Origin of the sequence: Microbacterium festucae (genome assembly GCF_025421715.1) — a bacterium.
Taxonomy (GTDB): Bacteria; Actinomycetota; Actinomycetes; order Actinomycetales; family Microbacteriaceae; genus Microbacterium; species Microbacterium festucae.
Map to the genome: position 1 here is coordinate 465,541 of NZ_JAOEFC010000003.1, position 20,432 is coordinate 485,972.

The window sequence follows — 20,432 nt, forward strand, 5'->3', positions numbered from 1 at the left end:
GTGGCCGGCTCCCCGATCCCCGGCGCGCCGACATCCGGCGCCCCGATCCCCGGCGCTTCGATCCGCAGCCTCGTGGTGTGGGTGCCCGACTGGCCGGTGGTCGCCCTCACCCGTGACGGCGAAGACCCGCCCGACCCGGCCGCGCCCATCGCGGTCTTCGCGAAGGGCGCCGTCGTGGCGTGCTCGGCGGCAGCGCGCGACGAGGGGGTGCGTCCCGGGCAGCGGCGCCGCGACGCTCAGGCACGCTGCCCGCAGCTGATCGTGGCGGATGCCGATGCGGTGCGCGACCATCGGGTGTTCGCGCCCCTCATCGCACGGCTCGAGGAGCTGGCCCCGGGGGTGCAGCTGCGCGAGCCGGGGCTGTGCGTGCTGCGCGCCCGCGGTCCCGCCCGCTACTACGGGGGCGAGGCGGCGGCCGCCACGGCGCTGGCCGGCGCCCTGGCCGACGACGGCCTGGATGTGCGGGCCGGGGTGGCCGACGGTCCGTTCGCGGCCGAGCAGGCCGCCCGCATCGGCACCCGCGCCGGCGACCCGCTGCGCATCGTGTCGCCGGGGGAGACCCCCGCCTTCCTCGCCCCGCTGTCGGTCGCGGTGCTCGACGACCCGTCGGTCGACCTGTTCGCCCGGTTGGGGCTGCACACCCTCGGTCAGGTCGCGGCGCTGCCGCCGGAGCGGATGAGCGAGCGCTTCGGCCCGCGCGGGCTGCGCCTGCACGCCCTGGCCTCGGGGGGCGATGCGGCGCCGGTGACCCCGCGCACCCCACCGGCCGAGCTGCACCGCGAGATGTCGTTCGAGCCGCCGCTCGAGCTGGCCGAGCAGGTGGCCTTCGGCATGAGGGTGGCCGCCGAGGAGTTCATCGCCGGGCTCGGCGCGGCCGACCTGGTCTGCACCGCGCTGCGGGTGGTCGTCACCGGGGAGCGCGGCGAGCAGAGCTCGCGGGTGTGGCTGCATCCGGGGGCCTTCGACGCGTCGGGGGTCGTCGACCGGGTGCGCTGGCAGCTGGCCGAACGGGCGGTGCGCAGCGCGGTGGAGCGGGTGCGCATCGAGCCCGAGCAGCTCGACGACGCGTCCCATCACGTGCGGGCCCTGTTCGGCTCGGGGCCGGAGGAACGCGTGCACCATGCGCTCTCGCGCGTGCAGGCGATGCTCGGCCACCGCGAGGTGCTCACCCCGGTGGTCGGGGGCGGGCGCTGGCTGGCCGAACGGCAGGTGCTGGTGCCGTGGGGCGACCGCCCGGTGGCCGCACGCGACCCCGCCCAGCCCTGGCCGGGGAGCCTCCCCGACCCGCTGCCGGCCACCGTGTTCGCCACGGCGCTGCCGGTGGCGGTAGTCGACGCCGACGGCGACATGGTCGCCGTGGACGATCGCGGCGAGCCGACCGCGGCGCCGCAGGCGCTGATCGTCGACGGCCGTCCCCGCCGGGTCGACGGCTGGGCCGGGCCGTGGCCGGTGATCGAACGCGGGTGGGACCCGTCGCGCGCCCGTCGCGCGCACCGCTTTCAGGTGGTCGACGCCCAGCAGACCGCGTGGCTGCTGGTGTGCGAAGAGGGCGTCTGGCATGCCGAGGGGAGGTATGACTGATGGGCTTCAACAACCCCTCGGTGACCTGGGGGCAGATGGAGAAGCTGCTCAGCGGCAAGCCGCCCGGCAAAGAGCCCGACGGCGGTGACGGTCCGGCCTTCTCGCGCAAACGCGGAAAGTACGTGCGGCCGCCCATCGAGCGGCCCGACAACCCGGTGCCCTACGCCGAGCTGCACGCGCATTCCTCGTTCTCGTTCCTCGACGGCGCCTCCAGCCCTGCCGAGCTCGCTGAAGAGGCCGAGCGGCTGGGGCTGCACGCGCTGGCGGTGACCGACCACGACGGGTTCTACGGCATCGTGCGCTTCGCCGAGGCCGCCGAACAGCTGCAGGTGAAGACGGTGTTCGGTGCCGAGCTGTCGTTGGGGCTGCCGGGGCCGCAGAACGGCGAGGCCGACCCGGTCGGCTCGCACCTGCTGGTGCTCGCCCGTGGCGAAGAGGGGTATCACCGGCTGGCGGCCGCGCTCACCCACGCGCAGCTGTCGGGGGAGCAGAAGGGGCGCCCGGTCTACGACCTCGACACGCTCGCCGATCAGGCCGGCGACCAGTGGGCGATCCTCACCGGCTGCCGCAAGGGTGCCGTGCGCCAGGGGCTCGCCGCCGCGGGGCCCGGCGGCGCCGCCCGTGCGCTCGACGGGCTGGTGGCGCGGTTCGGGGCGGGTGCGGTGACCGTCGAGCTGATCGACCATGGCAACCCCACCGACACCCGCGACAACGATGTGCTCGCCCGCCTCGCCGCCGAGCGCGGGCTGCCGGTGGTGGCCACCGGCAACGTGCACTATGCGGTGCCGGATCGCGTGCACCTGGCGGCGGCGGTGGCCGCGGTGCGCGCAGGCCGCGGCCTCGACGAGCTCGACGGCTGGCTGCCCGCGCACGCCGGCGCGCATCTGCGTTCGGGTGCCGAGATGAGCCGCCGCTTCCGCCGCTATCCGGGCGCGGTGGCCCGGTCGGTGACGCTCGCCGACGAACTGGCCTTCCCGTTGCGGCGGGCAAAGCCCGCGCTGCCCAAGACGGCCGTGCCGGAGGGGCACACGCCGATGTCGTGGCTGCGGCACCTGGTGTGGGAGGCGGTGCCGCGCCGTTACCCCGACCTCGCCCCCGACGACCGGGCCCGCATCGAGCGGGAGCTCGCCGTGATCGAGCAGAAGGACTTCCCCGGCTACTTCCTCATCGTGCACGGCATCGTGCAAGAGGCGCGGCGGCGCGGCATCCTCTGCCAGGGGCGTGGGTCGGCGGCCAACAGCGCCGTCTGCTATCTGCTCGACATCACCGCCGTCGACTCGATCTTCTACCGGCTGCCGTTCGAACGGTTCCTCTCGGCGATGCGCGAGGAAGAGCCCGACATCGACGTCGATTTCGACTCCGACCGGCGCGAGGAGATCATCCAGTGGGTGTACGCGCAGTACGGCCGTGACCGCGCCGCCCAGGTGGCCAACGTCATCCAGTACCGGCCCAAGAACGCGGTGCGCGACATGGCCAAGGCGCTGGGGCATTCGCCGGGGCAGCAGGATGCCTGGTCGAAGCAGGTCGACCGGTGGGACGGCGTCTACGAGACGGTCGACACCGACATCCCCGACCGGGTGCTCGCCTATGCGCGCGAGCTGATGAAGGCGCCCCGGCATCTCGGCATCCATTCGGGCGGCATGGTGCTCACCGACCGGCCCGTGGGGGAGGTCGTGCCCATCGAGCACGCGCGCATGGAGGATCGCACCGTCATCCAGTGGGACAAAGACGACGCCGCCTGGATGGGGCTCGTCAAGTTCGACCTGCTGGGGCTCGGGATGCTCGCGGCCCTGCAGTACTGCTTCGACATGATCGCCGAGGCCACGGGGGAGAGGTGGGAGCTGGCGACCCTGCCCAAAGAGGAGCAGGGGGTCTACGACATGCTGTGCCGGGCCGATTCGATCGGGGTGTTCCAGGTCGAGTCGCGGGCGCAGATGGGGCTGCTGCCGCGGTTGCAGCCGCGGCGGTTCTACGACCTGGTGATCGAGATCGCCCTCATCCGGCCGGGCCCCATCCAGGGTGGCGCCGTGCACCCCTATGTGCGGCGCAAGCTCGGTCGCGAAGAGGTGACCTATGCCCACGAGAAGCTGCGGCCGGTGCTGGAGCGCACCCTGGGCATCCCGGTGTTCCAAGAGCAGCTCATGCAGATGGGCATGGCCATCGGCGACCTCACCGGTGAGGATGCCGATGTGTTGCGGCGCGCGATGGGATCCAAGCGCGGCATCGAGCGGATCGACTCGCTGCGGCAGAAACTCTATGACGGCATGGCGCGCAACGGTCTGGTGGGGGAGGCCGCCGACGACATCTATACGAAGATCCAGGCGTTCGCGAACTTCGGGTTCGCCGAGAGCCACTCGCTGTCGTTCGGGCTGCTCGTCTACGCGTCGTCGTGGTTGAAGCTGCACTATCCGGCCGCGTTCCTCGCCGCGCTGCTGCGCGCCCAGCCGATGGGGTTCTACTCGCCCGCCTCGCTCTCGGCCGATGCCCGCCGGCACGGGGTGAGCGTGCTGCGCCCCGACCTGCACGCCTCGGGCGCCGATGCCGTGCTCGAGCCGGAGCAGGAGGGGGTGACGGCGGCCACCGGCCGCGACACCTGCACGCACCGGCATCAGCCCCCGGTGCCGGGCTTCGACGCCGACGCGCCCGACGAGTCGGCGGCGCACCGCCGCGACGGGGCGTTCGCGGTGCGGCTGGGCCTGGCGTCGGTCACCGGCATCGGCACGCCGCTGGCCGAGCGGATCGTCGCCAGTCGCACCGCCGAGGGGCCCTTCCACGACCTCCGCGACCTGGTGCGGCGCACCGGGGCGACGGCCGCGCAGGTCGAGGCGCTGGCGACGGCGGGGGCGTTCGAGAGCATGGGAATCAGCCGACGCGAGGGCATGTGGCTGGCGGGGGATGCCGCGCAGGACCGCGCCGAGTTCCTGCCGGGCACGCTGGTGTCGGTGCAGCCGCCGCTGTTCCCCGACCAGTCCAGCTACGACATCCTCGCCGCCGACCTGTGGGCCACGGGGATCTCCGCCGACGACCACCCGCTCACCCACTACCGGGCCCAGCTGGATGCCCGGGGGGTGCTCACCTCACGCGAGCTGCGCGCTCACGAGACGGGGCGGCGCATCGAGGTGGCGGGTCTGGTGACGCACCGGCAGCGGCCGGCGACGGCATCCGGGGTCACGTTCCTCAACCTGGAAGACGAGCACGGCCTGGTGAACGTCATCTGCTCGGTGGGGGTGTGGAACAGGTATCGCCGGGTGCTGCGCGACAGTCCGGCGCTCATCGCCCGCGGCATCCTGGAACGTTCGCCGGAGGGGGTGACCAACGTGCTCGCCGACCGGTTCGACGACCTGCGGGTGGGGGTGCAGCATCGCTCGCGCGACTTCCGCTGACCCGACCGGCCGCTGACCCGACCGCCCGCGCGCGGGCCGCGTCGGCGACCCGCCCGCACATGCCGCGACGCCCCGGGAACAGGTCCCGGGGCGTCGCGGAAGTCGTGCGGTGGCTCAGCGCTGCTGGGCGAGGGCGAAGCCGATCGATCCGTCGTCGGCGACGCGGGCGTCGAGCACGCGATCGTCGAGCTGCACGGTGGCGACCGGGTCGACGAAGACGCGGGCTCCGGAGTTCTCGACCACGACATCGTCGGGCTGCGGGGCCGTGGCGAGGCTGACGGCGTAGCCGGCGCCGGGCTCGACGGCTTCGCTGATGCGGATGCCTCCGGTATCGGTCGGAAGCTGAGCCGCGAGGTCCTTCACGGCGGTGGCGGCGTTCTCGGTGAGTGTGAGCATGGGTGCTCCCCTTCCGTGGATTGCGTGCGGACCGGCCACGATTCCGAGAATCGGCGGCACACGCAACCTGAGGCCTCGACTCACACCGAACGCCAAGGTTCGGGGTGGGCGTAGCGTGGACGGCATGGCCAACGTCGCAGAGTTCTTCATCGACACGCTCAAGGCCGCCGGGGTGACCCGCGTGTGGGGCCTGCCGGGCGACTCGCTCAACGCCTTCACCGACGCGCTGCGCCGAGACGGCGACATCCGGTGGATGCACATGCGTCACGAAGAGGCGGCGGCGTTCGCAGCGGGGGCGGATGCCGAGCTCACCGGCGAGCTGGCCGTGGTCGCCGGCTCGTGCGGTCCCGGCAACCTGCACTTCATCAACGGGCTGTTCGATGCCAACCGCACGCGCGTGCCGGTGCTGGCGATCGCCTCGCACATCCCGTCGGAGGAGATCGGCAGCGCCTACTTCCAGGAGACCCACCCGCAGGAGCTGTTCCGCGAGTGCAGCGTCTACTGCGAGATGGTGAGCGACCCGGCGCAGCTGCCGTGGGTGCTCGAGATCGCCATGCGCACCGCCGTCGAGAAGCGGGGGGTCGCTGTGGTCGTGGTGCCCGGCGACGTGTTCTTCGCGCCGGCCCCCGGCCGTCGGGCGTCGGCGCCCATCCGCGCCACGGTGTCGTCGACCGTTCCCGCGCCCGAGACGCTGGCCGAGGCAGCCGCCCTGCTCAACCAGGCGCGGCGTGTGACGATCCTCGCGGGGGCGGGTGTCGCGGGTGCGCGCGACGAAGTGATCGCGCTCGCCGAGCGTCTGCAGGCGCCGATCGTGCATGCGCTGCGCGGCAAGGAGCACATGGAGGGCGACAACCCGTACGACGTCGGCATGACGGGGCTGCTCGGCTTCGCATCCGGCTATCGCGCGATGGAGCACTGCGATGCGCTGCTCATGCTCGGCACCGACTTCCCGTATCGGCAGTTCTACCCCGACAAGGCGAAGATCGTGCAGGTCGACATCCGCGGCGAGCAGCTCGGTCGTCGCACACCCATCGATCTCGGCATGGTCGGCGGGGTGAAAGAGACCGCGGCGGCCCTGCTGCCGCTGATCGCCGAGGGCCGCGACGACGCCCACGTGACCGACAGCGTCGAGCACTACCGCAAGACCCGGAAGGGGCTCGACGCGCTCGCCGTCGACGACGGCGATGCCCCGATCCACCCGCAGTACGTCGCGCGTCTGCTCGACGAGCTGGCCACAGGCGACGCCGTCTTCACCGCCGATGTGGGCAGCCCCGTGATCTGGGCCGCACGCTACCTGACCCTCGGGGGCGGGCGCCGGCTGCTGGGGTCGTTCCTGCACGGCTCGATGGCCAACGCGATGCCGCAGGCGCTGGGCGCGCAGGCCGACGACCGGTCGCGGCAGGTCATCGCGCTGGCCGGCGACGGCGGGCTGGCGATGCTGATGGGCGATCTGCTGTCGATCCGCCAGAACGACCTGCCCGTGAAGATCGTCGTGTTCAACAACTCGTCGCTCAACTTCGTCGAGGTGGAGATGAAGGCGGCCGGCATCGTGAACTTCGGCACCGAGCTCGACAACCCGAGCTTCGCGGCGGTGGCCGAAGCGGTCGGCATCACCGGCGTCCGCGTCGAGCAGCCGGGCGACCTGCGCCCCGCCCTGGAACGCGCGCTCGCGACCGACGGCCCGGTGCTGGTCGACGTCGTCACGGCGCGTCAGGAGCTGTCGATGCCGCCGGCGATCACCGCCGCGCAGGCGAAGGGCTTCACGCTGTGGGCGCTGCGCACCGTGCTGTCGGGGCGCGGCGACGAGCTGCTCGACCTCGCCGACACCAACCTGTGGCGGCGCATCTTCCACTGACGCGGTGAGAGCCCCGGGTAGGCCACACTGGGCGCATGAGAGCTGTGGTCTATGACCGGTACGGCGGCGTCGACCGGCTGCGGCACATGGAGCTGCCCACGCCCGACCCCGGCCCCGGCGAGGTGCTCGTCGAGGTGCTCGCCACGTCGCTGAACCTCAGCGACTGGGAGACGCTGCACGGGTCGCCGGCCTATTCGCGCATCGGCGCACCGCTGCGGCCGCGCCGCAGGATTCTGGGGTCTGACATCGCCGGGGTCGTGGCCGCCGTCGGCGCCGGGGTCACCCGCTGGCGGGTCGGCGATGAGGTCTACGGCGACAACCTGGCCCGCAAGGGCGGGTTCGCCGAGTATGCCGTCGCGCCCGAAGGGGTGCTGGCCCGCAAGCCCGAGACGCTGACCTTCGAGCAGGCATCGACCATCCCGCAGTCGGGAGCGATCGCCGCGCAGACGGTGGCGCGGGCGCAGCCGGGGGAGCGGATGCTGCTCAACGGCGCCGGCGGCGGCGCCGGGGTGTTCGCGATTCCGCTGGCCGCGGCGGCCGGCGTGCACCTCACCGCCGTCGACAACGCGAGCAAGCTCGCCTTCATGCGGGGGCTCGGGGCAGCCGAGGTCATCGACTACCGGCAGACCGACTTCACGCGCACCGGCCCCTATGACCTGGTGGTCGACCTCGTCGCGCACCGGTCGGTGTTCGCCTATCGCCGCGCGCTGGCCCCGGGCGGCCGCGCCCTGGTCGTCGGCGGCACGACGCGCACCCTGCTGCGGATGCTGACCCTCGGTGCGCTGGTCGGCTGGGCGAGCGGGAGGCGACTGGGCGTGATGGCCGTGCGCGAGGGGCCCGCGCACTTCGCGCCCGTCGCGGATGCCGTCGCCTCCGGCGCGGTGACCGTCGTGATCGATCGGGTCTACCCGCTCGCGCAGGTCGCCGAGGCGCTCACTCTCCACGGCGAGGGACGTGCGCTCGGCAAGGTCGTCGTGCGGGTGCGCGACTGAGCGGGTCGCCGGATCGTCGGACGCGCGGGTCGGGCGTTCGGGGCGGGCGTTTAGAATCGGAAGGCCAGCCTCTGTAGCTCAGTGGAAGAGCCACTCCGTCCTAAGGAGCGGGTCGGGGGTTCGAATCCCTCCAGGGGCACTTTTGCTTATTGCCTTTGACCAGGGTTTTCCTTCTTTCAACCAATCTCAGGATTGCCTTTTTGGCCGCTTTCTGGCCGCATTCTCGAATGCTGCGTGGTGAACTGGAGTCTTCAGAGGCCTTCATTCGGCTTCTCAGAGAGCCGATAACGGGCATTTCGAGCGTCTCGCTGCGGGCGAGAAAGTGAGCACTCTGCTCTCGGCGGTCAGTGTGGGCGGCGGTAGCGGGTCTGCGGCCCCGCGGGGAGCGCCACAAGCGGCATCGCGTCGTTCAGGCGCGCCGCGACGGCATCCAGATCGTCGTCGAAGAGGTCGGCATAGGTGTCGAGCGTCATCGCCGCCGACGCGTGCCCGAGCATCCGCTGCACGGCCTTCACGTTGGCGCCGGAGCTGATCGCGAGGGACGCAGCGGTATGACGGAGATCGTGCGGAGTGAGTCGCGGGATCGATGGATCGACAGCATGCGCGCGCTTCACGGCGTTAGCGAACCATCCCTGCGCACCCGAGTTGCGCATGTGGTTGACGCCGTCGCCGAAGAGCAGCCCTTCCAGACCCTTCCCTGCGCACGCCTGCTCGATCATCGGCGCGAGGCGCTCTGGGTAAGGGACCGAGCGCTTCTTGTGCGTCTTGGGCGTGCCGACGTGGATTTCGTAGCCGATCATCACTGCGTTCTCCTCGATGACGAAGCGTCGGCGCAGTCGGTTCACGGCGCGTACTCGCAGCGCGGTCGCCTCGCCCCAGCGCAGGCCGGTGTACGCCAGCGTCAGAACGAGCGTCGGATGCGCCGAGCATGCCGCCAGCGTCGCCACCTGATCATGCGTGAGGTAGACGCGGCGTTTGCCGGGCCCGTTCCGAGGGAGATTCCGGACATGGCGGGCCGGATTGTTCGTGAGGCGACGATCATCGATGGCGACATCGAGGATGCCGGCCAGGACTCCCAGAGCGCGAACGACGACAGTGCGCGACTTCTCCGTGGCGAGCTCGGATACCCAATCCTGGACTTCCGAGCGCCGGATCGACCAGATCTCTCGGTCAGCCCATACCGGAGCGACGTGGTTCTTCCACGCGCGCTCGAGCGTCATGTAGTACGAGGGCTTCGACATCGGCGGCTGCTTGGACCGCAGCCAGCTGTCGGCGAACATCCGGACCGGCACCCGCGACGCCGCGGGATCGATGTACTCGCCTTTCGACTTCGACACCGTGACCATGGAGAGGTAGAGCTGCGCTTCGCGCATGGTGGTGAAGCCGCGCTTCTGCGTCTCCGAGCGATCCGGCTTGTAATAGCGCACGCGGTAACGGCGGCCCTTCGCGGTCTCGTATGAGGTGATGGTGCCCACCTTGACCTCCGTTCGTGCTGGCTCGACGGCCAGCATCGGCCCAGTGTCGGACACTGATCGGATGCCGTCAACGCGGCGGACGACGGATGTGGATAGATGGCGGAAGACGTCGTCAATTGCCGTTGAGTTGAGGGCGCCTCCCTCCGACGCCGAGAGTGTAGCAATCGGCCGCGCCTCCGTTCTCGCCGCTCACTCCTTGCAGACTCCGCGCTGGCGCGCCTCGCTTAACAGCCGTTCGACGACGAGAATTGCGTCACGCCCGGTCGCTGAGTGGCCGCATGTCGGAGGAAAGCTGACCTTGGTCGCGCGTCGCTTCTTCGGATCCGCAGCGGCGTTGTGGCGTCACCGCGACGGCGGCGGTCGGATGACACTCTTGGACATTCGACTGAATCCGTTCTACTGCAATAGCCGCAGGATCACCGTGGTTTCCCGCCCCATGCCGACCTAAGGGGGATCACCATGGCGCGAATCGTGTCGGTTACGGCTGGGCATCAGGACGTCCGGCTGCACCAGTCGGAGGTCGAGTGTTTCGTGCAAGAGCTCCGCGGCCTGGACGACGAGAAGCTCCTTCACATCAGCGCCTTTGGGTCGACTCAGCGACAGTCTCGTCCGAAGGGCAGTCAGTCGATGCAATTCGACGAGGCGATGGCATTTGCGCTCGTCGAACAGTTCGTAGCGGTGTTTGGTGAGGACGTGGTCCCACGGCATCTGTGACGGGCTGCTGGGGGCGTCGAGCGGTCGCGGCGGGCGCGGTGCGGCCGTCCGATACGCCGACGGCACGAAGCACATACCGCGGGCACGCGTCAGCCATGCTGACGTGCCGGGGAAGAGCAGTCCGCGATCGGGTCCCGGATCCGGCCGAGGTCGACCCGTCACGACCCTCGCGCTCAGCGAAGAGGCGCATGATGTCGCGCTTGCGGCGCTGCTCTAGGCTCGACGCGTCCATCCATGTGAAGACGGACGGCACGGCTATTCGAAGAAGTCCTCGTCGATCTCGACGATCTGCACCGTTTGCCTGGTCTGCACGCCGATTCCGAATCGGATCATCAGCGAGGTGAGACGCTCGCCATCAATCAGGATGATTCGCGTTGGTACAGCGTCCGCATACTGTCGAGCGCCAGGGCTGAAGCGTCCCGTCGTGATGAACACTCCGCCGTCGGCTTTGCCGCTCAGCGCGCCGACGAAGCCCTGAACTTCCGGTCTGTTGACAGCGTTGTCGGGCGAGTATCTCTTGGCCTGAACGTAGACGCGACTGAGCCCAAGGGTGTCCTGATCAATGACTCCGTCGATGCCGCCGTCATTCGACGCGGACGTCACGCGCGCCTGTCCCTCCGCACCGCCGTAACCCATCGCGACGAGGAGGTCAACTACGGTCTGTTCGAAGAATGTCGGCGACTTCGCCATGAGACGAGTGAGAAGCTCGGCGGCAACCTCTGCCTGAATCTGCTTGATCCCCTGATCAATCAGTTCGGCAGGATCCAGGGATTCGACGTCTTCCGCCAGGTCTGCCGATGGTTGCGCGGCGGGGCGCGACCGACGATACCCCGTGACGGCTTCGACGTCGGCGCGGGTCACCGCTGGGCGCTGGGTCAGGAGCATCTGGCCTTGTTCGCCGATGACGTATCTCCCGCGCTCGGGGCGGAGCAACGCCCCAGCCTTGGTCAGGTGTGAGATCGCCCACCCGACGCGGTTCGCGTACATCGGCTGCCCGGTCGTCAGCGTGACTTCACGTTCAGCTTCCGTCAGGGCAACCTCATCCGCGGCGGCCTCCGTGATCTCACTGCGATCACGGGTTGCCCCGTCGCTCATGGCGCGCAGCACCGGCGCCATGAACTCATGCCACTTAGGTATCGACAACGTCAAGCTCCTTACGTCTTCTGGTCCAAACTCGAGGCTTTGCGATTCCTGCTCGGCCGACATTGCGGATTACGTCGAGGAGGACAGAGTTTCCCGAGGATACGTTGACCGTGGCGGGGCGGATCTTACCGGTGTACACCTGCCCGCACATTCGGGTCACGCCGGCGCCTGTCGTTTCGAGACCAGCGGTTGTCGTCGGAGCGCACTGCGCGGCCGTGGTGGTCAGTGGGTGTATCTCTCCAGGCGCATGCGACGGTGCAGTCCTGTGAATCTATCCGGTAGCGGCGTTAATCGCTGTTTGCGCGCAGCTGCTCTCACCGTCAACAGATCGTGAGGGGCGGCTGGCGTCGACACCGGGCGACAAGGTCGCGCCGCGTCACGTCGATAGGCCAGGTTTCGATACTCTGACGGCATGTCAGCCGATGATCGACTCCCCGCCGAAGCGCGGGCGAGGAAGCTCATTGACTCCCAACTCGAAGCCGCTGGTTGGGTTGTGCAAGACCGCAAGGCGTTAAACCTCTTCGCCGGGCAGGGCATCGCCGTCCGCGAGTTCATTATGGCGACGGGGCACGGCCGCGCAGACTACCTTCTGTACGTTGACAAGAAGGTGGTGGGCGTCATCGAGGCGAAGCCCGTCGGCACGCCGCTGTCGGGGGTCGAGTGGCAGTCTGCGATGTACGCGACAGGACTGCCCGAAGTTCACGCCAAACGCGCCATCGTCGCAGACGGGCGGCTGCCGTTCGTGCTCGAGGCGTCCGGAGTCGAGACGCACTTCACGAACGGCTACGACCCGCACCCACGCGCCCGCCGGCTCTTCGCCTTTCCCCAGCCCGCGACCCTGGCACGGCAGGTTCGCGAGGCGACCGAGAGACCGGATGCCCCGGCCTGGCGTGCGCGCGTGCGCTCCTTGCCTGCGCTCGACACGTCGAGTCTGCGTCCGGCGCAGATCGACGCGATCCAAGGGGTCGAGCGGTCGCTGCGCGAGCAGCGGTTCTCGCGATCGCTCATCCAGATGGCGACCGGCGCCGGCAAGACCTTCACCGCCGTCACCGAGGCGTATCGCCTGCTCGCGTTCGGCGGTTTCACTCGCATCCTGTTCCTCGTCGATCGGAACAATCTCGCCGATCAGACGCTCGCGGAGTTCCAGAACTACCGAACGCCCGGAGACGGGCGCCGGTTCACCGAGCTCTATCCCGTCGCGAAGCTCTCGAGCGCCGGGATGCTTCAGTCCTCGAGCGTCGTCATCTCGACGATCCAGCGCGTGCATCGGGCACTCCAGGGCAAGCAGGTCGATGACCGCGACGACCCGGGCATCGACGGGTATGTGCCGGACGAGCCGGTATCGGTGGCGTACAGCGCGACGCTCCCGCCCGAGGCGTTCGACCTTGTGATCGTCGATGAGGCGCACCGTTCGATCTACGGAGTGTGGCGCGGAGTGCTCGAGTATTTCGACGCGCACATCGTCGGTCTTACCGCGACGCCGGGCAAGCAAACGTTCGGCTTCTTCCAGCAGAACCTCGTCTCGGAGTACACCTACCCCGAGTCGATCGCCGACGGCGTCAACGTCGACTTCGACATCTACCGGATCAAGACGCGGGTCAGCGAAGAGGGCGGGCTGATCGAGGCCGGCACCGTCGTGCCGAAGATCGACCGGCGCACGCGACGACAGCGGCTCGAGGCGCTAGACGAAGAACTCGACTACACGGCATCCCAACTCGACCGCGCCGTGACGAATCTGTCGCAACTGCGCACCATCCTCGAGACCTACCGCGATCGCATGCCCGAGATCTTCCCTGGGCGCCGCGTCGTGCCCAAGACCCTCATCTTCTGCAAAGACGACAACCACGCCGAGACCGTCGTCACCCTCGTGCGAGAAGTGTTCGGCAAGGGCAACGACTTCGCAGCCAAAATCACCTACATCGCAAAAGACCCGAAGGGGCACCTGCGGGCCTTCCGCACATCGCCCACGCTCCGCGTCGCGGTGACCGTCGACATGATCGCGACCGGCACCGACGTGAAGCCGCTGGAGTGCGTCTTCTTCCTACGCGACGTGCGCAGCGCCCAGTATTTCGAGCAGATGAAAGGTCGTGGCGCACGCACGATCGCGTCGGCGGACTTTCAGGCGGTGACGCCGGACGCTCCGGAGAAGACGCGCTTCGTCATCGTCGACGCCGTCGGAGTGACGGAGCATGACTTCGTCGAACCGCCACTCAACCGCGATCGCGGCATCTCGCTGCAGAAGCTGCTCGCGAAGGTGGCCGACCTTTCGATCACCGAGGACGAGACCGCGACCCTCGCCTCGCGTCTTGCCGCCCTCGAGCTGCAGCTGACGCCCGGGGAGCGCACGGAACTCGACACGGTGGCCGGCGCATCAGTCCGCGACATCGTCCGCGGGATCGTGGATGCTGTCGACCCCGACAAGCAGGCCGCCGCGGTGTCCTCCGCTGTCGACCGGGAGGGAGCTGTCGCGGCGCTCATCGAGCGCGCCATCGAGCCGCTCGCGGCGAACCCCGACCTTCGCTCACGCATCCTCGAACTACGCCGTGCCCACGACCAGGTGATCGACGAGGTCACCATCGACGAGCTCGTGGACGCGTATGGCGTCGTCGACACGGGTCGCGCGCGCTCGATTGTCGAGTCCTGGCGCGCGTACCTCGCCGAGCATCGCAGCGAGATCAGCGCGATCCAGCTGCTCACCGACGCGAGTAACCGTCGCGTGCCGTTCGCCGCGATCTCGGAGCTCGCCGATCGCATCGCACGCCCTCCGCACAACTGGACTGTCGACCTCATCTGGCATGCTTACGAGACCCTGCAGATCGAGCGCGTGCGTCCCAATGCGCACGCGCGGCTGACGGACCTTGTCTCGCTTTTGCGTTACGAGCTGGGGGAGGATGCGGACCTCGTGCCTTACGCGGATGTCGTGCGCTCACGCTACAACGAGTGGCTCGGTCAGCAGCAACTCGCAGGTGTGACGTTCACCGAGTCCCAGCGGTGGTGGCTCGACCGAATGGCGGACGTCATCGCAAATTCGGCAGGATTGACGGATGCCGATCTCGACGCCGCACCCTTCACCGAGCGCGGCGGGGTCGACGGCGCCGTTCGTGACCTGGGAGCGGGTACGGGAATGCTGATCGAGGAACTGAACGCGGAGCTGACCGCGTGAGCCCGCCCAGTGGCTGGAAGCTGGCGCGGCTGGGTGACATCCTGATCGTGCGATACGGCAAGGCACTGCAGGCTGATTCCCGCTCGCAGGACGGCGAGTTCCCCGTCCTCGGGTCGGCTGGCCGACTCACGGGAACGTCGCAAGCGCTCACGAGGCAGCCGGCGGTGGTCGTTGGGAGAAAGGGCGCGGTCGGCGCTGTACACCTCGTTGAGGGTGGAAGCTGGCCGCTGGATACGACGTACTACATCAACGTGCCCCCGTCCTTCGAACCCCGCTTTCTCGCCTGGCAGCTTCGGGCACTTGACCTCGCGCAGCTCGACAGTTCGACTGCAGTTCCCAGCCTGCGGAGACAAGATCTCGAAGCTCAGTCGCTGCTTCAGCCGGAATTGCATGAGCAGCGGCGAATCGTCGACATCCTTGAGGACCACCTCTCTCGCCTCGATGCTGCTGGGTCTGGACTCGCTTCGATCACAGCCCGTGCAGAGGCACTACTCGCGAGCCAGGCCGCAGTCTCTCTCGCCGCAGCAGGTGGTCAGATGACGACGATCGGGACTGTCTCGACGAACGTCAAGAACGGCGTGTTCGTCTCGCGTTCGACCCAGCAAGCCACAGGAGTCCCGATTCTCCGCATCGGAAGCGTTAGGCCGATGAAGATCGACTTTTCGAACAGTGGTCGATCGGGCCTCACGGACGCCGAGGTCGATGCAGCGGGAGGTCGACTTGCGGAAGGCGACGTACTGTTTACCCGATACAACGGAAACCCCAAACTTGTGGCGTCCGCCGCGGTCGTCCCAGCGATCGGTCGAACCTTCACCTACCCCGACAAACTCATCCGGGTACGTGTGCGGCAGGATGTGGTCCGTTCAGAGTTTCTCGCCGTTGCTGCGCGGTGGGGAGCCACACGCACGAACCTCCAGTCCCGCGTCAAGACGACATCGGGGCAGGCAGGGATCTCGGGTGCCGACTTGAAGGCAACGCCATTGATTCTTCCGTCGCTGGCCGAGCAGGATGCGATTATCGCGCGGATCGGCGAGGTCGCACATGGTGCAGCGGCTCTGATCGACTCGGTTTCTCGCGCACACCGGCGATCGCATGCGCTTCGCCGGGCTCTGCTCGCGGCGGCGTTCTCCGGCCAGCTCGCGGGCGTGGCCTCCGATTCCGATCGCATTGAAGAGCTCGCGTCAGCGCTGTAACAGACTCGACTCAAGCCCTACCGAAGACCTGGAGCCCACTTCATGATCGATCCCCGCCGCCTCGTCGACAAGCTGTGGGCGTATGCGAACGTGCTGCGCGACGACGGTGTCGGCACCATCGACTACACCGAGCAGCTCACCTACCTGCTGTTCCTCAAGATGGCCCACGAGCGCGCGACGCGGCCGCTGCGTCCGGAGCGAATCGTGCCGGAGGGGTACTCGTGGCAACACCTGCTTGATGCCGACGGGATCGAGCTCGAGACCGAGTACACGCGCATCCTGCAGGGACTCGGCCGCGAGCCGGGCACGCTCGGCGTGATCTTCCGCAAGGCGCAGAACCGCGTGCAGGATCCCGCGAAGCTGAAGCGCCTCATACATGACCTCATCGACGCCGAGCAGTGGTCGCAGACGGGCGTCGACATCAAGGGCGACGCCTACGAGTCGCTCCTCGCCAAGGGCGCCGAAGACGTGAAGTCGGGCGCCGGCCAATACTTCACTCCGCGGGCGATCATCGATGCGATCGTGGACTGCGTCCGCCCGACGGTTGACGACACCGTCACCGACCCCGCGTGCGGCACCGGCGGGTTTTTGCTCCAGGCCTTCGAGTTCGCGTCACGGGAGGCGGCATCCTTCACTCCTCCCCAGCGCGAGCACCTGCAGAAGAAGTTGATCCACGGCGTCGAACTCGTCGACGGCACAGCACGTCTGGCCGCGATGAACCTCCTTCTGCACGGAGCGGGCGAGCCGAACGGTCCGTCGCTCATCGAAGTGAAGGACTCACTCATCGCCGATCCGGGGCGTCGCTGGAGCGTCGTGCTGTCGAACCCGCCGTTCGGGCGCAAGTCCTCGCTGACCATGGTCGGCGCCGACGGGCGCGAAGCGCGCGAACACCTCGAGATCGCGCGTCAGGACTTCGTCGTCACGACCTCGAACAAACAGCTCAACTTCCTGCAGCACATCGCTACGATCCTCGACATCAACGGCCGCGCCGCCGTCGTGCTTCCCGACAACGTTCTGTTTGAAGGAGGCGCCGGTGAGACATTGCGCCGCCGCATGCTGAAGGACTTCGACCTTCACACGATGCTGCGCCTGCCGACGGGCATCTTCTACGCGGGTGGCGTCAAGGCCAACGTGCTGTTCTTCGACAAGAGGCCGGCGGGCGAGCGCCCGTGGACTTCGAAGCTCTGGATCTACGACCTGCGCACCAACCAGCACTTCACGCTTAAGCAGAACCCACTGACCCGCGCGCATCTCGAGGACTTCGTCCAGTCGTTCGGAAGCGACCATGGCGCGCGCGTCGAGACCGAGCGGTTTAAGGCGTTCGATTACGCCGACGTGATCGCACGCGACAAAGTCAACCTCGATATCACCTGGCTCCGGGATGAGTCGTTGGAAGGTCTCGACAACCTCCCGGCACCGGAAGTCATTGCGCGCGAGATCGTTGACGATCTCGCCGCCGCCCTTGCCGAATTCGAGGCCGTGGCAGCATCGCTCGAGTCGAGCTCAGCTCCCGGGCACGCCTAGGTGTTACCAAGAACCGCACGGATATCGCCTGGGGCTGCTCGCCCTCACTCAGCCGGCCCGCCTTTCACACCACTTCCCGAGAGTCCACCCTCGATGGCTAGGCTCCCGGGCTTGATGCGCTGCAGCCCACCCGACCAAGTAGCGATCCAGGTAGCGATGCACGCAGGCACCAGCGGTGAGCGACCCCCTTTAGAAGCACTCCGCAACAACTACCTGCATGCCACAAAAATACCTGGATAACGGGTAAAAACGCTCGTACTCTGGCGCCATGCGAGGAGGCCTCGAGCGCTGGAAGCGGGGTGTCGAATCCCGAGGGGTTCGGCAGGCCATCGCGTACGCACTCGAGGGCACATGCGACGCCCACCTGCAGCAGGCGACGGGCCTGGCAGCGCTCGAGGCCTACAGCACCGCATCCGATTCCACCGTCTCTCGGTTCATCGTCGACAACGGCGTCATCACGTCGGACGAGCTCACGGCCGGCGGCCTCCGGGTATGGCTTACCGGTCATGACCCGGTCACGGGGGAGGAGCGCGGCCACCAGCGGCTGAGTCCCGACGCCGACCTCCTGCTTGACGGGACGCTCAACCACCCAAAGTCCTACAGCATCGCCGCGCTGCTACATCCCGAACTCGCTGTCGAGTTCGAGGCCCTGCAAGACCGGCTGCGTGAGCGCATCCTGCTCACCTGGCAGATCGAGCTCAACGCGCGGCGCGGACACGGTGGGCTCATCCGCGAGGCGATTGCGCGCATCGAGGTTGTCGAGCTGCAGCACCGTCGCTCGCGCGCGCTCGACCCGCACATCCACCGGCACCTCTGGCTGAACATCAAGGTGCGCGGCGCGGATGGCAAGTGGTCGAACCTCGATTCGCGCGTCGCGATGAAGCTGCACACCGTCATCAACGCCGAGGGCGAGCTCGCGGCCCGCACTGATCCCGCGTGGATCGCCGCGCTCGCGCGCCACGGCTACACGCTCGACGGCGCGGGGGAGATCGCCGAACTGGCCGGCGCCGTGCGTCCGCTCTCGCGTCGGTCCTCACAGATCGAGGCGAACCGTGCGCGCCTGATCGCGGAATGGTCGGCGGCGCACGGAGGATTGGCGCCGAGCGTCGACGCATTGCAGCAGATGGACCGACGGGCGTGGGCGGTGGCGCGTCCGAATAAGCCGGCCGACATCGACGAGATGTCGTGGGAGACGAAAGTCCGCGACGAGATCGCGGCGATCAATCCGAGCCTGATCTCACCGCGCGCAGCCGTTCCCACCGCCGCAAGAGATCTGCACACGGTCGATCTCGATCTGCTCGCCGCACAGGCGATTGTCGACGCAGACGAACGGTCCACCTCGAGCGGTGGGCGGTTCAGCATTTTCGACCTTCGCGCGGGTGCGATCCGCGCGCTCTCGCGCATGGGTGTCGTTGCCGAGCGTGACCGGCTGGATGGGGTGATCGCCGACGTCACCGAGCGTGCCACGCGTGCCGTGTATCGTCTTGTCGCGGATGACCCGCCGGCGCACGTGAAGGCGTTCATGGCGACCGAGACCCTGGGCGCGAAATTGCGTCTCGCCGGCCGTCTGGAAGCGCTCGCCCACCAAGGGCGCTCGCTGCTGCCGGGCGAACTGCGCCGATTCGCGCACAACGAGGATCTTTCAACACTGGATGCCACGCAAGCCGTGGCGGCGTGCGCCATCGCTGGCACGGACAATCTCGTGACGGTGACCGGCCCCGCCGGTACGGGCAAGACGACGATGCTGCGCGCTGCGTTCGCGGCGCTCACGGCTCAACGGCGGCGGATGCTCGTCGTTGCCCCCACGCGAAAAGCGGCGTCGGTGGCGTCTCGCGAGATCGGAGCCGCGGCATCCAGTCTTCACGCCCTCCTCTCGGATCACGGCTACCGATGGGGCGCGGATGAGACGGGAGCGAAGGTCTGGACGCGGCTTCGTCGAGGCGAGGTCGACCTCAGGGCAGGCGCTGTCTACGTTGGTCCGACCCGATACCCACTGGGTCCCGGCGATCGGATCGTCGTCGACGAAGCCGGCATGGTCGACCTGCAGACGGCCAACGTTCTTGTGGAGCTCGCGATCGAGCATGGCGTCGGGCTGGCGTTCGTGGGGGACACGCATCAAGCGCTACCCGTCGGACATGCGGGCGCGATGGGCTCCGCGATCCGGCACGCGAACGCTGCGGTCGAGCTCGACACGGTGCACCGGTTCCGCGATCCCGACTACGCCGCGCTCACGCTGCGACTGCGGAACGCCGGAGATCGCGAGCGGGCGCTGATGGTTGCGTCCGCGCTTGCGGAACGCGGTCACCTCGACCGGGTCGATCACCACGACGCGGCACGCGAGCGGATGATCGAGGCGTACTTCAAGTGGCATGCGCGCGGTAAGCGCGTGACGCTGGTGTCCGGCACCAACGCTGAGGCGGATGCCATCAACGACGCCATCCAGCAGCGGCGGGTGAACGAAGGTGAACTCGACGCCGGCGTCGCCGCGTGGGGGATGGGGGAGCAGCGCATCCTAGTTGGCGACACCGTCCAGACCCGTCGCAACGACCGGTTCACGGGCGTTGAGAATCGCGCGCAGTGGATCGTGCGCGGCATCCGGGACGAGCTCGTCGACCTGGTGTCGGTGGGCGACAGCGGCGAGCTGGCTCGCGTGTCCGCCGAGTATGCGCGCGAGCACCTGCAGCTCGCGTATGCGTCTACCGTGCACGGTGTGCAGGGCGACACGGCCGACGCATCGGTGGTCGGACCCGGTGTGGATGCCGCCGGGCTCTACGTCGGCCTCACCCGCGGGCGGGTGCACAACGCTGCGATTGTGGTTGCGCGGACGGATGCCGCGGCTCGCGAGTGCCTCGCGGACTCGATGCAGCGCGGTACGCCGGAATTGACGATGCAGGATGCCGTGCGCGCGGCCGAGGCGGAGCTGCGGCGTGCCGCGAGGGAGCGGGAGGCGGCGATGCTAACCGGACCAGTGACCGGGGCGCCGAGTGCGGGGCGCGGGATCGGAATGTAGAGG

General features: G+C 68.6%; 12 protein-coding genes and 1 tRNA gene. 10 read left to right on the forward strand and 3 right to left on the reverse strand.

Annotation, left to right across the window (positions count from 1 at the left end):
* Positions 1-1,581, forward strand: a complete 1,581-nt coding sequence (locus N3K63_RS12570; protein ID WP_390895184.1) for a DNA polymerase Y family protein — start codon at positions 1-3, stop codon at positions 1,579-1,581.
* A complete protein-coding gene (locus N3K63_RS12575; protein WP_261580519.1) occupies positions 1,581-4,964 on the forward strand; it encodes an error-prone DNA polymerase in 3,384 nt (1,127 codons plus the stop codon). Before N3K63_RS12570 ends, N3K63_RS12575 begins: the two co-directional genes overlap by 1 nt.
* A gap of 114 nt (positions 4,965-5,078) precedes the next feature.
* On the opposite strand, the gene N3K63_RS12580 is transcribed toward N3K63_RS12575, so the two are convergent.
* Complete coding sequence (locus N3K63_RS12580) at positions 5,079-5,360, reverse strand: HesB/IscA family protein (RefSeq protein ID WP_261580520.1); 282 nt, start codon at positions 5,358-5,360, stop codon at positions 5,079-5,081.
* Positions 5,361-5,484: 124 nt separating this feature from the next.
* Between N3K63_RS12580 and poxB the strand changes: the two genes are divergently transcribed.
* The 3 genes from poxB to N3K63_RS12595 all read left to right on the forward strand — a co-directional run bounded on the left by poxB (position 5,485) and on the right by N3K63_RS12595 (position 8,346).
* Entirely contained in the window at positions 5,485-7,215 is a 1,731-nt protein-coding gene (poxB, locus tag N3K63_RS12585; protein WP_261580521.1) for a ubiquinone-dependent pyruvate dehydrogenase, read from the forward strand.
* 35 nt (positions 7,216-7,250) lie between these two features.
* A complete protein-coding gene (locus tag N3K63_RS12590) occupies positions 7,251-8,207 on the forward strand; it encodes an NAD(P)-dependent alcohol dehydrogenase (RefSeq protein ID WP_261580522.1) in 957 nt (318 codons plus the stop codon).
* A 67-nt stretch (positions 8,208-8,274) separates the two neighbouring features.
* A tRNA-Arg gene (locus tag N3K63_RS12595) sits at positions 8,275-8,346 on the forward strand.
* A 205-nt stretch (positions 8,347-8,551) separates the two neighbouring features.
* On the opposite strand, the gene N3K63_RS12600 is transcribed toward N3K63_RS12595, so the two are convergent.
* A complete protein-coding gene (locus tag N3K63_RS12600) occupies positions 8,552-9,682 on the reverse strand; it encodes a tyrosine-type recombinase/integrase (protein ID WP_449288829.1) in 1,131 nt (376 codons plus the stop codon).
* Positions 9,683-10,141: 459 nt separating this feature from the next.
* On the opposite strand from N3K63_RS12600, the gene N3K63_RS12605 reads away from it, so the two are divergent.
* Positions 10,142-10,396: a hypothetical protein gene (locus N3K63_RS12605; RefSeq protein WP_261580524.1), complete on the forward strand. Its 255-nt coding sequence runs from the start codon at positions 10,142-10,144 to the stop codon at positions 10,394-10,396.
* 255 nt (positions 10,397-10,651) lie between these two features.
* Here N3K63_RS12605 and N3K63_RS12610 read toward each other — a convergent pair whose 3' ends face one another.
* Complete coding sequence (locus N3K63_RS12610; RefSeq protein WP_261580525.1) at positions 10,652-11,512, reverse strand: restriction endonuclease; 861 nt, start codon at positions 11,510-11,512, stop codon at positions 10,652-10,654.
* 439 nt (positions 11,513-11,951) lie between these two features.
* Here N3K63_RS12610 and N3K63_RS12615 point away from each other — a divergent pair, with 439 nt between their 5' ends.
* The 4 genes from N3K63_RS12615 (at position 11,952) to N3K63_RS12630 (ending at position 20,429) form a co-directional block, all read left to right on the forward strand.
* A complete protein-coding gene (locus N3K63_RS12615) occupies positions 11,952-14,702 on the forward strand; it encodes a type I restriction endonuclease subunit R (RefSeq protein ID WP_261580526.1) in 2,751 nt (916 codons plus the stop codon).
* A complete protein-coding gene (locus N3K63_RS12620) occupies positions 14,699-15,895 on the forward strand; it encodes a restriction endonuclease subunit S (RefSeq protein ID WP_261580527.1) in 1,197 nt (398 codons plus the stop codon). Before N3K63_RS12615 ends, N3K63_RS12620 begins: the two co-directional genes overlap by 4 nt.
* 42 nt (positions 15,896-15,937) lie before the next feature.
* Complete coding sequence (locus N3K63_RS12625) at positions 15,938-17,419, forward strand: class I SAM-dependent DNA methyltransferase (RefSeq protein WP_261580528.1); 1,482 nt, start codon at positions 15,938-15,940, stop codon at positions 17,417-17,419.
* 268 nt (positions 17,420-17,687) lie between these two features.
* Complete coding sequence (locus tag N3K63_RS12630; protein ID WP_261580529.1) at positions 17,688-20,429, forward strand: AAA family ATPase; 2,742 nt, start codon at positions 17,688-17,690, stop codon at positions 20,427-20,429.
* Positions 20,430-20,432: the final 3 nt, after the last annotated feature.

What these genes read in the sequence shown, in the direction of transcription:
- N3K63_RS12575 (WP_261580519.1), top strand. Translation starts at nt 1,581, where the DNA reads ATGGGCTTCAACAACCCCTCGGTGACCTGGGGGCAGATGGAGAAGCTG.
- N3K63_RS12580 (WP_261580520.1), bottom strand. Translation starts at nt 5,360, where the DNA reads ATGCTCACACTCACCGAGAACGCCGCCACCGCCGTGAAGGACCTCGCG.
- poxB (WP_261580521.1), top strand. Translation starts at nt 5,485, where the DNA reads ATGGCCAACGTCGCAGAGTTCTTCATCGACACGCTCAAGGCCGCCGGG.
- N3K63_RS12590 (WP_261580522.1), top strand. Translation starts at nt 7,251, where the DNA reads ATGAGAGCTGTGGTCTATGACCGGTACGGCGGCGTCGACCGGCTGCGG.
- N3K63_RS12605 (WP_261580524.1), top strand. Translation starts at nt 10,142, where the DNA reads ATGGCGCGAATCGTGTCGGTTACGGCTGGGCATCAGGACGTCCGGCTG.
- N3K63_RS12610 (WP_261580525.1), bottom strand. Translation starts at nt 11,512, where the DNA reads ATGGCGCCGGTGCTGCGCGCCATGAGCGACGGGGCAACCCGTGATCGC.
- N3K63_RS12615 (WP_261580526.1), top strand. Translation starts at nt 11,952, where the DNA reads ATGTCAGCCGATGATCGACTCCCCGCCGAAGCGCGGGCGAGGAAGCTC.
- N3K63_RS12625 (WP_261580528.1), top strand. Translation starts at nt 15,938, where the DNA reads ATGATCGATCCCCGCCGCCTCGTCGACAAGCTGTGGGCGTATGCGAAC.
- N3K63_RS12630 (WP_261580529.1), top strand. Translation starts at nt 17,688, where the DNA reads ATGCGAGGAGGCCTCGAGCGCTGGAAGCGGGGTGTCGAATCCCGAGGG.